The organism is uncultured Sutterella sp. (genome assembly GCF_937923675.1).
In the GTDB taxonomy this organism is placed as follows: Bacteria; Pseudomonadota; Gammaproteobacteria; order Burkholderiales; family Burkholderiaceae_F; genus Sutterella.
The window spans coordinates 38,421-53,502 of the sequence record NZ_CALDXB010000029.1 but is presented as its reverse complement, the minus strand read 5'-3'; the positions used below and the strand labels follow the sequence as shown (position 1 = coordinate 53,502).

10 protein-coding genes and 1 other RNA gene are annotated in these 15,082 nt (G+C 60.4%); 5 read left to right on the top strand and 6 right to left on the bottom strand.

What is annotated here, in order from left to right:
- Window positions 1-4: 4 nt before the first annotated feature.
- Entirely contained in the window at window positions 5-2,533 is a 2,529-nt protein-coding gene (locus tag Q0106_RS03175) for a DUF748 domain-containing protein (RefSeq protein ID WP_297608708.1), read from the bottom strand.
- 273 nt (window positions 2,534-2,806) lie between these two features.
- On the opposite strand from Q0106_RS03175, the gene Q0106_RS03170 reads away from it, so the two are divergent.
- Window positions 2,807-5,035, top strand: coding sequence for a molybdopterin-dependent oxidoreductase (locus Q0106_RS03170; RefSeq protein ID WP_297608705.1), 2,229 nt, complete (start codon window positions 2,807-2,809; stop codon window positions 5,033-5,035).
- 11 nt (window positions 5,036-5,046) lie between these two features.
- Complete coding sequence (locus Q0106_RS03165) at window positions 5,047-5,682, top strand: 4Fe-4S dicluster domain-containing protein (RefSeq protein WP_297608702.1); 636 nt, start codon at window positions 5,047-5,049, stop codon at window positions 5,680-5,682.
- Between the two features lie 89 nt (window positions 5,683-5,771).
- On the opposite strand, the gene Q0106_RS03160 is transcribed toward Q0106_RS03165, so the two are convergent.
- From Q0106_RS03160 to Q0106_RS03140, 5 genes are all read right to left on the bottom strand, one after another.
- Complete coding sequence (locus tag Q0106_RS03160; RefSeq protein WP_297608699.1) at window positions 5,772-6,350, bottom strand: molecular chaperone TorD family protein; 579 nt, start codon at window positions 6,348-6,350, stop codon at window positions 5,772-5,774.
- Between the two features lie 224 nt (window positions 6,351-6,574).
- Window positions 6,575-6,937, bottom strand: a transfer-messenger RNA (tmRNA) gene (ssrA, locus tag Q0106_RS03155).
- A 113-nt stretch (window positions 6,938-7,050) separates the two neighbouring features.
- Window positions 7,051-7,725, bottom strand: coding sequence for an HAD-IA family hydrolase (locus Q0106_RS03150; RefSeq protein WP_297608696.1), 675 nt, complete (start codon window positions 7,723-7,725; stop codon window positions 7,051-7,053).
- A 74-nt stretch (window positions 7,726-7,799) separates the two neighbouring features.
- Complete coding sequence (locus tag Q0106_RS03145) at window positions 7,800-8,471, bottom strand: OmpA family protein (protein WP_139688047.1); 672 nt, start codon at window positions 8,469-8,471, stop codon at window positions 7,800-7,802.
- Window positions 8,472-8,759: 288 nt separating this feature from the next.
- Window positions 8,760-10,079: a TRZ/ATZ family hydrolase gene (locus Q0106_RS03140; protein WP_297608691.1), complete on the bottom strand. Its 1,320-nt coding sequence runs from the start codon at window positions 10,077-10,079 to the stop codon at window positions 8,760-8,762.
- Between the two features lie 260 nt (window positions 10,080-10,339).
- Here Q0106_RS03140 and gyrA point away from each other — a divergent pair, with 260 nt between their 5' ends.
- The 3 genes from gyrA (at window position 10,340) to cmk (ending at window position 15,004) form a co-directional block, all read left to right on the top strand.
- Window positions 10,340-13,132, top strand: coding sequence for a DNA gyrase subunit A (gene gyrA / locus Q0106_RS03135; RefSeq protein WP_297608688.1), 2,793 nt, complete (start codon window positions 10,340-10,342; stop codon window positions 13,130-13,132).
- Window positions 13,133-13,196: 64 nt separating this feature from the next.
- Entirely contained in the window at window positions 13,197-14,309 is a 1,113-nt protein-coding gene (gene serC, locus Q0106_RS03130) for a 3-phosphoserine/phosphohydroxythreonine transaminase (protein ID WP_297608685.1), read from the top strand.
- Between the two features lie 38 nt (window positions 14,310-14,347).
- Window positions 14,348-15,004: a (d)CMP kinase gene (gene cmk / locus Q0106_RS03125; RefSeq protein ID WP_297608682.1), complete on the top strand. Its 657-nt coding sequence runs from the start codon at window positions 14,348-14,350 to the stop codon at window positions 15,002-15,004.
- Window positions 15,005-15,082: the final 78 nt, after the last annotated feature.

Genomic DNA, 15,082 nt, shown 5'->3' with positions numbered 1-15,082 from the left:
CAAGCTACTTTGTCGTACTGGTCGCGGAAGAGCTTCCGCCGAGTTTTTCGCTCATGGCTTCGGAGAGCTTGTTGAGAAGAATGCCGCCGACGGAAGCTGCGCTCACGCCCTCGGCAGAGAATTTGCCGTTCTCATAGCGGACGTTTTCAAGCGTGATCTTGTCGGGAATCTTCTCGCTGTACTTCTCGATCTTCTGAGCAGTCTTGTCCTTTCCGGTGAGGGAGGAAATCAGGGAGGCAATGCCGGCGATTTCCTTCACGGCCGCGACCTGCTTCTGCGCGGGCTGATCGATTTCAGCCTTGGCGACGACGAGGTGGATGGGTTCCGTGGTTTCAACCTCGAGCCCCGTAAGAGAGGCTTTCTTCCAGCTCATGAGCCCGGTGCCCTTGCTGTTCGTCAGATCAAGCGTCGAGAGGGAAAGGTCGCCCTTCCAGCCGGCAATGGTCTTTTCCTTCTGGGAGGCAAGCTTCATGCGTCCGGACGCATCGAAGGTGCCGGACTTGGCGCCAATGCCGGCGTAGCCCGTCATGAGGGCAGAGAAAGGCTTGAGGCCGATCTTGCTGCCCTTGACTTCAATATCAGCTGCAACCGGGGAGATGCCGAATTTGCCCGCAGCGTTGAGGCTGCCGCCTCCCAGGCCGCTCGAGAAGTCGACCGTACCGAGGTTTCCCTTGGCGGAGGAAAGATTTTTGACCGTCAGATTGAGCTTCGGAATGGATGCCGTGCCGACGGGGCTGATGCTTTCGTCGCGATAGTTGAGCGTGCCGTTGGTGACGGAGGCCTGGGCGACCTTCCACGACCAGGCGGGCGAGTTCGCTTCAGCCTTGCTGCTTGGCTTTGCCTCAGTCTGAGTCTTCGACTCCGATCCGGAGCCCGCAAGCTTCGCGAAATTGATGCCCGACTTCGTCATGACGGCATTGACGACGGGGCTCGCGAGCGAGACGAGCGCGACATCGGCGGAGCGCCTGGCGGTGTCGACGGAATTGAGCTTGAGCGTTGCCGTCTTGAAGGACGCGAGCGTTGATTTCCCTTCCTTCAGCGTGAAGTCGTTCAGGGTAGCAGTGCCTGAGGCGGCAACGTCCGAACCCTTCAGATCCGCCTTGACGTCAAAGGCAATGCCTGCTCTTACGTCTGCGCCGAGCGCTTTCGTAATGTAGGGAGCGGCTGCATTAAGGGAAAGCCTCGTGCCTTTGGCCGCAGCCGAGACGGCAAGCGGCGAAATCTGAGCGGTGCCGGAGCCTTCGATCCTGCCGCCCAGAAGTTCAGCCGAAACGGAGAAGCTGCCCGGCTTCTCAACGTCCGAAGAGAGGTTCTTTACAGAGGCATCAAGATTCGCAACGGTAATTTTGGCGGCCGGCGAAAGCGTGGAGTCGGTCCAGGAAATATTGGCGTCGCGAAGCGAGGCGGCCACTACCTTCCAGGTCCAGGGAGAGGAAGAAGACGCTGCTTGGGCAGCCTCCTTCTTTTCCTCAGGCTTGGCTTCCGCCGTTCCGCCGGCAGCGCTTTGAGCGGCCGTAAGGAGGTTGATGCCCGCTTTGGAATTTCTCACGTCTAGCCTGAGCCCCGTCAGCGTCAGGTTTTCCACGACGGCGCGCTGGTCCACGAGGTCAAGTTCGTTGAGGTTGAGTTCGGCCTTGGGGAGCGTGACGATCGGACTCTCCTTCTGGGTGACGGAAACGTTCGCGAGAGAGGTTGTGCCCGAAAGAAGCATCTTTGCCGGATTCCCGCCTGTCGGATTGCGGAAGACGAAGGTGAGGTCGGAAGAAAGCTTCGCATCGGCGACGCGCAGGTTGTCGGAATTGAGTGCGGGAACAATGCGCGCAAGCTCGGCCACGTCGAGGGCGGAAACCTTGAAGTTGAGGCGCGCTTCGAGCGTTGTGCCGAAGGGCTTCGTTGAGCCTGTCGCCTCAATCTGGGAACCGTTGAGCTTAAACGCGAGCTCAGGCGTCACGAGGCTCTCCGAAGCGCTCTCCATCGTGGAGACGAAGGGGAGCTTCAGCGTCAGGTCGGTGAGCGCCTGGTTGATTTTCTGCGCGTCGTCGCGGTAGCTGAGCGAGCTGTTCGTGACGGAAATGTTGTAGACCGCAAACTGAGGAAGCCCGGAGGAGGCCTCGCTCTTCTTTTCAGCGCTGCCTGATTTTTCAGATGTTCCTGATTTGCCCATCAGCCGCTCGACATCCCGGCGGTTCTTTTCATTCATGACGGCATTGATGCGAAGGCCGTCGATGGTGACTTCCTCAATGACGGGAGCAAGCTTGAAGAGCGTTTGAATCGAGGCGTCTACTCGCAGGAGGTCGAGCCTGAGGAGCGGGTCGCTCCCCGCTTCCGGGATCGAGAGTCCCCTGAGCTCATAAACGAGCGTCCAGGGATTGAAGGAAACGTCGGAGAGCGTTACTTCGCGGCCGAGCTCCTGGGACACCACTTTTTCAAGAACGGTGCGCGTCGCATAGGGGACGCCAACGTAGCCGGCGCCGGCGTAAAGCGCTACGGCAACCGCAGCGGCGCATGCGGTGAATTTGAGGACTTTCGCCATAGAGAATTCCTGTTTCGGTAGGGATATGTGTGTAGAACATTATCGGTCTGGCGAGAGAAAGAGGCGAAATTCAAACATTTGCTCGCAATTTGCATTGGCGCCTTCACGCGGCTGAACTGTTTACCCGGCCGGATCCATAGCACGTTTAAATCGCTAGCGGCTCTAGGATATTTACGAATAGAAGTGCCCCTTAAGTTCTCCTAGGATAAAAAAGGACCCATTTCAAAAATTGCGCATTTTCAAAACAAAAATAGAAAGCGCAAGGAGAACAACATGACCCTGTCCGTCTCACGCCGCGCCCTGATGAAGGGTGCGGGCGCGGGCTTTGCTGCCGCGCTTTTCCAGCCTGCCGTTCGTGCAGCTGCCTCTCAGGAATCTCAGACCGACTGGTCCGGCTGGACCATCTGCGATTCCTGCAACCATATGCCGATGTGCGGCATCCATTTCAAGGCGCGCGGCAATACCGTGATCCGCATTGAAAACTGGAACGAACATCCGAATCACTTCCTCTGCTCGAAGGGCATTTCGACGCTCCAGAGGCTCTACAACCCCAATCGACTCCTTTACCCGATGAAGCGTACGGCGCCCAAGGGTGCGGCTGATCCGGGCTGGGTGCGCATCAGCTGGGACGAGGCGATCAAAACGATCGCCGAGAAGCTCAATGCCGTGAAGGAAAAGAACGGCGCCGACCGCGTGCTCTTTTACTGCGGCGACCCGAAGGAGCCCCGTCCTCCCGTCATGCGTCTCGCGCGCTATTTCGGCAGCCCCAACTACTGCTGCGAAAGCTCGGTGGCCTGCAACCTCGCATACGTGCATGCGCTTGAGCTCTCCTACGGCGCAGAAATCGCAGGCGGTCCGAGCCCGAAGACGAAGTGCTGCATGATCGTCGGCAAGAACGGCTCCTGGGCCTCGCCCCACGGTTTCTTCAGGAATCTCCTCGCGCAGAAGGCGCGCGGTCTGAAGCTCATCGTCTCCGATCCGCGCCGCACGAAGGTTGCCGAACAGGCCGACATTCACCTGCAGGTGAAGCCCGGCACCGACGGCGCGCTTGCCTGGGGCATGATCCGCGTCCTCGTGAAGGAAGGACTCGTGAAGCGCGAGTTCGTCGACAAGTGGTGCACGGGCTATGAAGAGCTCGTCAAGTACTGCGAAGCCTTTACGCCTGAGTATGTTGAAAAGGAAACCGGCGTCCCTGCTGAGGACGTGGTGAAGGCGGCGCGCATGTTCGCCGACGGCCCCTCCTCGATGATGCTCCCGGGTCAGTCGATCCCGCATCAGGGGAACGGCTGCAACAACGTGCGCGCGTATTCGCTCCTCATGGCCCTCACGGGGAACGTCGACAATGCCGGCGGCTCGACCTTCAACAACTGGCCCGAGGACTACATCCGCTGGGACGAAGGCTATACGAAGACCTTCATTGATCAGGCCTGGTTCAATCAGCCCGAACAGAAGGCGCGCCGCATCGACCGCGAATTCGCTCCCGTCTGGAACGAAATGCAGGTGCTCTGCAGCCCGAACAAGCTCCCCGAAATGGTGGAGGAAGGCCGCATCAAGGCGTTTGCCGGCTTCGGCACGAACCTTCTCATCTGGCCGAGCCCGGCCGAGTATCAGGAAGCGATCAGAAAGCTCGACTTCTCGTTCGCGACCGACTACTTCTACCGCGACGAGACGCACCACGATATGGACCTGGTGCTTCCGGCCGCAATGAACTTCGAGCGCTATGCGCCCTTCGGCGTCCATGGGCGCGCCGTGAGCGCAAGAAAGCCCGTGAAGCCTCTCGGCGAAGCCTGGGAAGACTGGAAGATTGCGCTCACGATCGGTGCGGCCGTGACGGGCGACAGCGACCTCTTCTTCGGCGGCGACCCGGTTAAGGCCTGCGATTCGATCCTGAACGGCTGGGGCACGAGCTATGCCGAACGTCAGGCGATGCTTCCGGCGGTGAAGGTCTGCGAATGGTTCCCGAAGCCTGCGACGGAAAAGTATGCGAAGGGCATCCTGCGCTTTGACGGCAAGCCCGGCTTCAGAACGCCTTCTGGCAAGATCGAATTCGTTTCGTCCGTTCAGGCGAAGCACGGCTTCCCCGGACTCCCCGTCTACGAGAAGGCCCCGCAGCCGACCGAAAAGTATCCGTTGAAGCTCTTGAACGGCACGCGTCGTCCCTACATCACGCACTCGAAGACGAGAAGCGATCAGCCGTATCTTCTCGAGCTCGAGCCCGAGTCCTACATCAACATGCATCCGGCCGATGCCGCCGCCCGCAATCTCGTGGAAGGCGACAAGGTCTGGATTATTTCTCCCTACTCGAAGGACAAGGTGCGCGCCCGCGTGCGCGTCACGATCCTTGCGAGGAAAGGCATGGTCGACGCCCAGTACGGCTGGCGCGGCGATCAGGAAACCCAGGGTCTTATTCCGAGAAAGGGCTGGGACCCGATTTCGGGCTACCCCTGCTGCAACGACGTCTGCGTCGAAGTCGTCAAGGCTGATGCGGCGAAGAACGCCTAAAGGAGAAAGACATGTCGAGCTACGGAATCATTGTTAATATCGACAAGTGCGTGGGCTGCCATGCCTGCGCCATTGCCTGCAAGGAAGAAAATCAGGTGGCGCCCGGGATCTTCTATGAAAAGATCCAGCGTCTTGAAGACGCGAAGGCGAACGTCATCAACTACTTCCGCGCTTCCTGCCAGCACTGCGACAACCCCGCCTGCATGAAGGTTTGTCCTGCAAAGGCGATCCACAAGGGGCCGGCGGGAGAGGTGCTCGTCGACGAGGAAAAATGCATCGGCTGCCAGATGTGCGCGAGGGTCTGCCCCTACGGCGTCCCGCAGTTCAATACCTCCGGCGTCACGAGCTACTACGGCGACAAGGTGCCGCTGGCGGTCCGCGACCTCGAGCCCTGGCAGAAGCACAAGGCCGGGCGCGCGGAACACTGCACGCTCTGCACGCACCGCACGTCGAAGGGCCTGAAGCCCGCCTGCGTTGAAGCCTGCGGCATCGGCGCGATGACGCTCGTCGACTACGAGTCGCCCACGCCCGAAATGGAAAAGCTCATTGCTCAGGCGAGGGCGATGAACGTGAAGGCGGGCACAAAGCCCAAGATCCGCTACATTGCGACCCATATGGATGTGGAGTCCTATGAGCTGAAGCTCTGAGCACTTCTTCTCAAGGCATAACAGAAAGGCCGCCCGGGAGAGAATCCTTCAGGGCGGCCTTTTTAGTTCTGGTCCTCGAGAGGCGTTCTTCACGCGAGCGCCTGATGAATGCCTTCAAGGAGGTCTGCGGCATCGAGATAGGGGCCGGCATCCTCGCCGCGCTGACGGATGGCGTCGGCAATCGCCGGAATCAGCGGAGCGGCGTGCGTCTTATAGAAATCGAGCCCCGTCCGGGCATCGCCGCGAAGCGCGGATACCGCGAGGAACCCGAGCATGAGGCCCAGATGATCCTCGGGGACGACGGAGCCGCCCGCGAGCTCGAGGCCGGCATCCTCATAGACCCGGCGGCATTCAAGCTCCGCTCCCTGGCAGAGCAGGTGCTGAGCGCTCGTCCATGCGCTTTCGCAAAGCGGAATGGTTTTCTCGCCCACGCCGAGGAAAAGCTTTGCATAGGCCTGAGCGAGCGCGAGGTCGCTAACCGGCGTGCGGGCGGCAATTTCGTCGAGCCGGCTGCTGAGCGTCTGGGGAAGATTGCCTCCTGCTTCGAGAACAACTTCGGCTGCCTGAGGGAGCTGTGCGGCGGCGCCGAGCGTTTCGGGCTGGAGGAAGATAAGCGCAAGTGCGTCAAAGGCAGGCTGAAGCGCGGAAAAGGTATTTTCTGTGGGCATCGGGGGTCTTCGCTCAGAAGTCAAGAATCGGGTACTCAAGGGAAAGCGTCTCAGAAGAATGTTGAGACGCTTCTTAATCCTAGCAATCCGCAGGGCGGTTAAGGGGAGGCGCGGCGCCGATGCGGCGCTCCGGAAGGCTAAAAGCCGGGTATTCGATAGGTCTCCCGGGTTTTCCAATATGCAAAAACCGCGGCGTGCTTCAAGCGCGTCGCGGTTTTAAAAATTGGTGGAGGCGGCGGGAGTTGAACCCGCGTCCGAAAATCGTTTTCTGGCGGATCTACATGCGTAGCCGAATGATTTGGATCTCGACAACCGTTTTGCCAATCGGCGGGCCAGCGGCTGCCCAGTCATCTAAGTTTCGGAACGCCGTCGACGACAGCCGGCGAACCTAGGCTTTGTAATTTGATGCTGCTGCAGGTTGCCCTGCCTGACCCAAAGTCAAATCAGTGCAGCATCCCGCGGGATTAAGCCGCGAGAGCGAAACGCTTGTTGTTGGCGTTTAATTGATTGCAGCGGATTTACGAGGTGACTGCACCTCGGCATGCACCGGACAGCGTCAGTATCCTCGTCGAAACCAAGGCGCCCCCGGATGTGGTGACGCGAATCATACCCTGAAGACGCCTGCTGGTGCAGGAATGGTCTGAAACGCAACGTAACCGAGGGGTGTTTACACAACAAATCAACGCTCCCCCGGCGGAGCTCACCGACGAAGCATCCAGGTGAGGAGGTCTGCAGGTGTCCGGGCAGCGCATTCATAAAGCGCTTCATCAGGAAGTTCCTGCTGACAGACCCAGGCGACAAAGGCAAAAGGAATTCCTGCCGCCTGAGCGGCGAGCGCATCCTTGGTGTTGTCGCCCGCATAAAGCGTTTTTTCCGCGGGAATCCCGGTCTGCCTGAGCGCCAGAAGAAGCGAATCCGGCGCAGGCTTCAGTTTCGTGCCTTCGGGGCCGAGACCGATCACGACTTCCATAAAGTCCCTGAGATCAAGTTCCCGGCAGACCTTGTCGGCAAGTTCCTGCGGCTTATTCGTGACGACGCCCATGGGAACATGCATTTCACGGAGCGCCTCAAGAAGCTCCCGGATGCCGGCAAAGAGCGGCGAATGGGATACGCCGCGCGCGGCGTAGTTCCTCAGAAACTCTGCACGCATCGCCGGGTACTGCGGATCCGTCGTTTCCATATTGAAGGCCGCTTTGAGGAGCTTCGGCGCACCGTGGCCGGCAGGCTCGCGAAGGAGGTCGAGCGGCAGCGGCTCAAGCCCGCGGGCAGTGCGCATGTCGTTCACGGCGCCGCCGAGATCGGGCGCGGTATCGACGAGCGTTCCGTCGAGGTCGAAAAGAAAGAGGCCGGGGATCATGATTTTCTTTTTTCCCATAAAGGAAAGCCCCTGCCGGTAGACAGGGGCTTTGTTGCGATCAGCCTACAGATGCATGGGGCATCTGAGGAAGATTACATCGCCGGACGGGAGCCGACGACTTCAACGACGGCGCGGCGGTTGGGCTGCAGGCAGTCAACGAGCGCGCGGAAGTTCTTGATCTGACCGGCCTTGGAGGGGTTCGGGCAGTTGACGACCGGGTCAGCGGAGCCCTTGCCTTCGGTCTTGATCAGAGCGGCATCAACGCCCTTCTGAACGAGGTAGGCCTTGACGGCGTCGGCACGACGCTGCGAGAGCTTCTCGTTGTAGGCGGCCTTGCCGAGACGGTCGGCATAGCCGGTCGAGAGGATGACTTCGATGTCAACGCCGGCGATGCGGGAGACGAGGTCGTCAAGGACGGCCTGGCCTTCGGGCTTGAGCGTGGCGCGGTCGAAGTTGAAGAGCATGTCGGCCGAGAAGGTCACCTTTTCAGCGGACTTCGTGGCAACAGGGGCTTCAACAGCGGTGCAGGCCTGCTTGTCGAGGATGTCGGCATCGCAAGCGCAGCCGGCGCCGTCAACACCCATCGCCTCGGCGAGAGCCGGGGTCCAGAAGCCGGTGCGCCAGCAAAGATCGGTGCTGTTCTTCACGATCTGGCCGGAGGAGGAATGAACGTAGGGGTTCACGGTTTCGGCGGCAGAAGCATTGAAGGAAGCAGCGAGAAGAAGAGCGGCGGCAATGCCGCAAAGCTTCGCGGAAGTCTTCATTTGAGGATCCTTTTAGGAAACAGGACGAGGAAGAATGCCTGTCCTTTCTTTAGACGGCACTGACTGGTCATCCCGCAGTGGGAAATCAAGCTGATCCTGAACCGCTTGCTGCATTTCAGAGAGGCGGGAAGGATCAGCATGGGAATAGTTTTGAGTATCTCTCATTATAGACAAAGCACCTTGAGGAGCTTTGCACTGAGATCAATGAAGCGTGTTTTAATCCCGGATGTTTTGTCGTGCCGCGGCGCATCGTCGGATGCCCGGCGGCAGACAAGCTGAATCGGAATATCAAATTCGACTCTGCCACTTGGCGGCGAGCGACCGGGCTCTTTCGAGCGCCTGGGAATCGGGATAAACGGTCTTCTGGGACTTCTCCATGATGAGGCTTCCGTCCACCCAGGTATGCGTAATGCATTCGCGTCCGGCCGAATAAAGAATTTGTGCGGCCGGGTCCTGAACCGGAAGCGACTCCGGAGTGCTGAGACAAATTGCAAACATGTCGGCTGCCTTGCCCTTTTCAAGAGAGCCGATTTCACTGTCCCACCTGAGCGCGCGAGCGCCCGCGAGGGTCGCCGCCTCGAGCATGTCGAAGACGGGGGCGGCGGTGGGGTCGCCCGCAACGGTTTTGGCAAGCATGGCCGCCAAACGCGTTTCGCCGAGCATGTCGAGCTTGTCGTTGCTCGCTGCGCCGTCGGTGCCGATGCCGAGATTGATGCCTGCGGCGAGGAACTTCGCGACGGGGGCGAAGCCCGAGGCAAGCTTCAGGTTGGAGCACGGGCAGTGGCAGGCGCTTGAACGGGCAGCCGCCATCGCGCGGATGTCGTCGTCATTGGCGTGCACGCTGTGCACGGCAATGAGGCGGTCGTTCAGGAGGCCGCAGCGGCGAAGGCGCTCGATCGGGCGTTCGCCGTGATCGCGCAGGCTGTCGGCTACTTCTCCCGCGGTTTCGTTCACATGCATGTGAATCGGCACGCCGTAGCGGTCTGAAATCGCCGCGCAGGCCTTGAGGGACTCATCCGACACCGTATAGGGCGCATGGGGCGCAATGGTGGCGTGAATGAAGCGGTCGCCTTCGAATTCGCGGATGAGCGCCTCGGATTTTTCAAGGTATTCGGCGTCGTTTTTCGCCCAGGCCGAGGGGAAGCCGATCACGATTCCGGAGACCGCGCAGCGAAGACCCGCCGAACGGATCCCTTCAGCAGCAGCCTTCGGGAAGAAGTAGTGGTCGGAAGTCGTCGTGACGCCCCCTGCGGCCATTTCGAGCCCCGCGAGCCACGAGCCCTCGCGCACGAATTCCGGGCTCATGAGCTTTCCTTCGGCGGGCCAGATCTTCTTCGTGAGCCAGTCCATGAGGGGAAGGTCGGCGCCGAGGCCGCGCACAAGATTCATGGCGGCATGGGAATGCAGATTGACGAACCCCGGGAGGAGCGCGCTCTCCGGAAGGGCAACGACTTCCGGGGCGCTGTACTTCGTGCGCGCTTCGGAAATCGGAAGCAGATCGATGATCCGGCCGTCGGCAATCACGACGGAGGTGTTCTCAAGAATGACGCCCTTCGGGGCGACAGGAATGACCCAGCGGGCCTCAATGATCGTATCTGCGTTGAGCACTTCTTTTCTCTTCGAGTGGAAAGGAAAACTGCGGCGGGAGCGAAGGCGCCGGAGAGACTCCGGAGAGGCTCTCTCAACGCCCGTCCGTGCGGGATGGAAAATGGATGGAAGCTGATAAAATAACTCGTTTCTCATATTGCCGCAGGCGGCCGGCTCCCGCATGCATGCTCTCAAATGTTGCGCATGCGGTTGAGCCCTCGAGGCGCCCGCGGCCTTTTGTGCGCTGACATCGAAGCGGCGCATCGCTAACAGGTGAGCTGATGGACGAAGACAAGAAGAACGAGGGTGAGGCGATCAACGAAGAGGAAGGTCAGCCCGAAGGGTCCTCCCCGACCTCGGGCGATGCCATTGCCCAGGAGCTTCTCCCGGTAGCCATTGAGAATGAGATGCGCCAGTCGTATCTCGACTACGCAATGAGCGTCATCGTCGGGCGTGCGCTTCCTGATGTGCGCGATGGCCTGAAGCCCGTTCACCGCCGCGTGCTCTACGCGATGAAGGAAATCGGGAATGTCTGGAATTCGCCAACGAAGAAGGCCGCCCGCGTGGTGGGCGAGGTGCTCGGCAAATTCCACCCGCACGGCGACAGCGCCGCGTACCAGACGATCGTGCGCATGGCGCAGGACTTCTCCATGCGCTACCCGCTCATCTACGGTCAGGGCAACTTCGGCTCGATCGACGGCGACAGCGCGGCGGCCATGCGCTATACGGAAGTCCGCCTCATGAAGATTGCCGAGGAGATGCTCGCCGACCTTCATGAAGATACGGTCGACTACATCCCGAACTTCGACAATTCCGAAATGGAGCCCGTGGTTCTGCCTACGCGCCTCCCGGAACTTCTCGTCAACGGCTCTTCGGGCATCGCGGTCGGCATGGCGACCAACATTCCGCCCCACAACCTGAAGGAAACCATCGACGCCTGCGTGCATGCGCTCGAGCACCCTGACTGCACGATCGACGACCTCATCCGACGCATGCCTGCTCCCGACTTCCCGACGGGCGGCATCGTCTTCGGCATCAGCGGCGTCCATGAGGGCTACCGCACCGGCCGCGGACGCGTCCTCATGCGCGCGAGAACGCACCTTGAGGAATTCGGCAACGGCCGCACCCGCATTGTGGTCGACGAGATCCCGTACATGGTCAATAAGCGCGTTCTCTACGAACGCATGCATGAACTCTGGCGCGAGAAGAAGCTCGAGGGCATTTCGGAAATGCGCGACGAATCGACGCGCCAGATCCGCATTGCGATTGACCTCAAGATGGGAACCATGCCGGAGGTTGTGCTCAACAACCTCTTCAAGAACACCCAGATGCAGGAAAGCTTCGGCATGAACATGGTCGCGCTCGTTGACGGCCAGCCGATGCTCCTCAATCTGAAGCAGATGATCACCTACTTCCTCGCGCACCGCCGCGAGGTAGTGACGCGCCGTACGGTCTTCCGTCTGAGAAAGAGCCGGGAAGCCGGCCACATTCTTGCCGGCCAGGCGATCGCGCTTGCCAACATCGACGAATTCATCCGCCTCATCCGCGCGGCGAAGACCGTCGAGGAAGCGCAGACGTCGCTCATGAGCCGCGGCTGGCCGCTCGGGTTTGCAAAGGACATTACGGAGCGGGCGAGGAGCTACGGACGCGACGCCGATCCCGAAGGACTCGAAGCCTCGCGGGGTCTCCAGCCTGACGGGCTCTACTATCTCACGAAGACGCAGGTTGACAACATTCTGTCGATGAACCTGCGCCGCCTTACGGGACTTGAGCGCGAAAAGATCATTGCCGACTATTCGGCCATGATGGAGCGCATCTTTGATCTCATCGACATTCTGAGAAAGCCCGAACGCGTGACGGCGATCATCCGCGAGGAGCTTCTTGCGATTCGAGAAACTTACGGCGACGAACGCCGCTCGACCGTGGATCTCGAGGGCGACCCCAACTTCAATAAGCGCGATCTGATCCCGCGCCGCGACATGGTGGTGTCGATCACCCGCGGCGGCTACGTGAAGAGTCAGGAACTCTCCGACTACAACGCCCAGAAGCGCGGCGGCAGCGGCAGAAACGTTCAGGCGACTGTTGCCGACGACGCGATTGAAAAGCTCTTCATCGCCAATACGCACGACATCATTCTCTGCTTCTCGACCCTGGGCCAGGTCTACGGCATCGACGTCTTTGATCTTCCCGAAGGGAAGGCGAGCTCGAGGGGCCGTCCGATCGTGAATCTTCTTCCGCTCGATGAAGGCGAGAAGATCAGCTTCATTCTGCCGATCCAGGGCTTTGACGACGAGAAGTTTGTGCTCTTCGCGACCAATACAGGCACCGTGAAGCGCTCGAGGCTCTCAGAATTCGCGAGCGCCGTTCGTCTGCAGCAGGGCGTGCGCGCCACGATCCTTGATGAAGGCGAACATCTGATCGGCGTTTCGCTCACGTCGGGCGAAGACGACGTTTTCCTCTTCAATACGGACGGCTTCTGCGCGCGGTTCAAGGAAACGGACATCCGCATCATGGGCCGCGGCGCCCACGGCGTGCGCGGCATCCGCCTTGCCGAAGGCCAGAGCGTGATTGCGCTCGCGACCTGTGCGGATTCCGACAAATTCGTGCTGACGGCGACCTCGAAGGGATTCGGCAAGCTCACGGCAATTTCGGACTTCCCGATCAGGAGGCGCGGCGGCAAGGGACGCATTGCCATCCGCACCTCTGAGGAGAATGGTTCTCTCGTTGCGGCGCTCATCGTGACGCCTGAGGACGACATCATGCTGCTCTCGACGGGCGGCAAGGTTGTCCGCACCCGTGCCGGCGAAATTCCGGTGCGGGGCCGCATAACGAAGGGCGTGATTCTCATCCGCATGGGCGAAGACACGCTCGCAACCATTGAGCGCATCGACCGCACGGGCGAAGAGGATGAGGACGAGGTGACGCATCTCGATATCGAGAATGTCCCCGAGGACGATGCTTCTGAGGAAGAGGAGTCCGAGGATCTCGAGGCCGATGATGCCGAAGATTCCGGCGACGCCGAAGAGGACGAGAAGTCCGATGCAGGCGACGAAGCCGGCAAGCTGAAGCCTTAATTCACCAAGCACTCAACGATCAAGCCCGGTCTTTCTGCCGGGCTTGAGTCTGATGGGGGTCTACATGAAACGACCTTTCAATTTCGCTCCCGGTCCGGCGATGCTGCCTGAGCCGGTGCTCTCGCGGATCCAGTCGGAGCTTCTCGACTATCAGGGGCTCGGCTTTTCGATTCTCGAGGCCGGCCACCGGGGACCGCAGGTTGCGGAGATCATGCGGAACCTGAAGGCCCGGATCCGTTCGCTCTTGAAGGTGCCCGACAATTACGACATCCTTTTCTGTCAGGGCGGCGGGCGCATGCAGTTTTCGATGGTGCCCATGAATCTTTTGGGCGCCGGGACGCTTTCGACCTATATCATCACGGGCGCCTGGAGCAAGGCGGCCGCAAAGGAAGCGCTCCGGTTCGGGCGCGTGCAGACCGCTTATTCCGGGTCGGGCACGAGAGCGCCCGCCAATGAAGAGCTCGAAGTCCTTCCGGAATCGAGCTACTGCGCCTATTGCGACAACGAAACCATCCACGGCGTGGAATTTCCGGCGCCTCCGATGCTCACGGACGCGCCCGACGTGCCGCTCGTGGCGGACATGTCGAGCAACTTCATGACGAGGCCTGTTGACGTCAACAGATTCGGCCTCATCTGGGCCGCCGCGCAGAAGAATTTCGGCATCGCCGGGCTTTCGGTCGTCATCCTCAGACGCGATCTTCTCGGACTGGCGACTGCCGAGGTGCCGACGCTCCTCAATTACGGCGTCTACAGCCGTACGGAGAGCGTTCCCAATACGCCGCCCGTTTTTCAGCTCTACGTCGCGAACCTCATGGCCGAGTGGATCGAGAACGAAGGCGGACTCGAGAAGCTCAATGCCCGCGCGCTCGTTCGCGCGTCGCAGCTCTACAGCGTCATCAGCGAACTTCCCGACACCTATGTGTCGCACGTCGCCGAAGGTTCGAGAAGCCGCGTCAACGTGGTCTTTCGCCTTCGCGATGAGGCGCTGACGAGCGTATTCGTGAAGGAAGCCGCGGCAGAGGGGTTCATTAATCTGGCGGGCCACCGGTCCGTGGGCGGCATCCGGGCTTCCATGTACAACGCCATGCCGATTGAAGGGGCGGTGAAGCTCGCCGACTTCATGAGGAACTTTGCCGTCCGGCATCCGGCCAAAACGAAGATCGTCGTTCCGGCATGAGGCCGGAGAGCAGCAGATTTCTTAGCGAGAGGGAAAGAATGACCGTACCAGTGATCACCATTGACGGACCGGCCGCGAGCGGCAAGGGAACGATTGCCGAACGCGCTGCGAGGGCGCTTGGCTTCCACTATCTCGACAGCGGAGCGCTTTACCGTCTTGCCGCACTGGCTTCCCTGGAAGCCGGCATTGATCTCGCCGACGGTCCCGCGGCAGAGGCGGTTGCGAGGAACCTCAGGCCCCTTTTCCGCGATTCGAGGATCTGGCTTGAAGGCCGCGATGTGACGGAGGCGATCCGTACGGAAAAGGTGGGGGTTGCCGCTTCTCAGGTAGCCGCCATTCCGGGCGTGAGGAAGGCGCTTTTTGATCTCCAGAGGAATGCTGCGGAAGCGCCCGGGCTTGTTGCTGACGGACGCGACATGGGGACGGTGGTTTTCCCTGAGGCGCCCCTCAAGATTTTCATGACGGCATCCGCTGCCGTGCGGGCCGAGCGGCGCGCGAGGCAGCTTGAGGCAAGAGGGCTCAAGGCCGACCGGGCAGCGCTTACGCGCGACCTCGAGGAGCGCGACCGGCGCGACCGGGAACGCGCCGCGGCGCCCCTGAAGCCCGCAGAGGATGCCAGGCTTCTCGACACTTCCGACATGACGATTGACGAGGTCGTTAAAAAAGTGCTCGACTGGTGGCAACTCGCTCGCTAAGTTGCTGTAACATAAACGTTTCCTTCGGGTGGTGTCCGGATTAGCGGACTGCCGCCCGTATTTTTCCATCAACTCCGC

Excerpts from the sequence above, each read along its gene's own strand:
- Q0106_RS03175 (WP_297608708.1), bottom strand. The coding sequence starts at position 2,533 with ATGGCGAAAGTCCTCAAATTCACCGCATGCGCCGCTGCGGTTGCCGTA.
- Q0106_RS03170 (WP_297608705.1), top strand. The coding sequence starts at position 2,807 with ATGACCCTGTCCGTCTCACGCCGCGCCCTGATGAAGGGTGCGGGCGCG.
- Q0106_RS03165 (WP_297608702.1), top strand. The coding sequence starts at position 5,047 with ATGTCGAGCTACGGAATCATTGTTAATATCGACAAGTGCGTGGGCTGC.
- Q0106_RS03160 (WP_297608699.1), bottom strand. The coding sequence starts at position 6,350 with ATGCCCACAGAAAATACCTTTTCCGCGCTTCAGCCTGCCTTTGACGCA.
- Q0106_RS03150 (WP_297608696.1), bottom strand. The coding sequence starts at position 7,725 with ATGGGAAAAAAGAAAATCATGATCCCCGGCCTCTTTCTTTTCGACCTC.
- Q0106_RS03145 (WP_139688047.1), bottom strand. The coding sequence starts at position 8,471 with ATGAAGACTTCCGCGAAGCTTTGCGGCATTGCCGCCGCTCTTCTTCTC.
- gyrA (WP_297608688.1), top strand. The coding sequence starts at position 10,340 with ATGGACGAAGACAAGAAGAACGAGGGTGAGGCGATCAACGAAGAGGAA.
- serC (WP_297608685.1), top strand. The coding sequence starts at position 13,197 with ATGAAACGACCTTTCAATTTCGCTCCCGGTCCGGCGATGCTGCCTGAG.
- cmk (WP_297608682.1), top strand. The coding sequence starts at position 14,348 with ATGACCGTACCAGTGATCACCATTGACGGACCGGCCGCGAGCGGCAAG.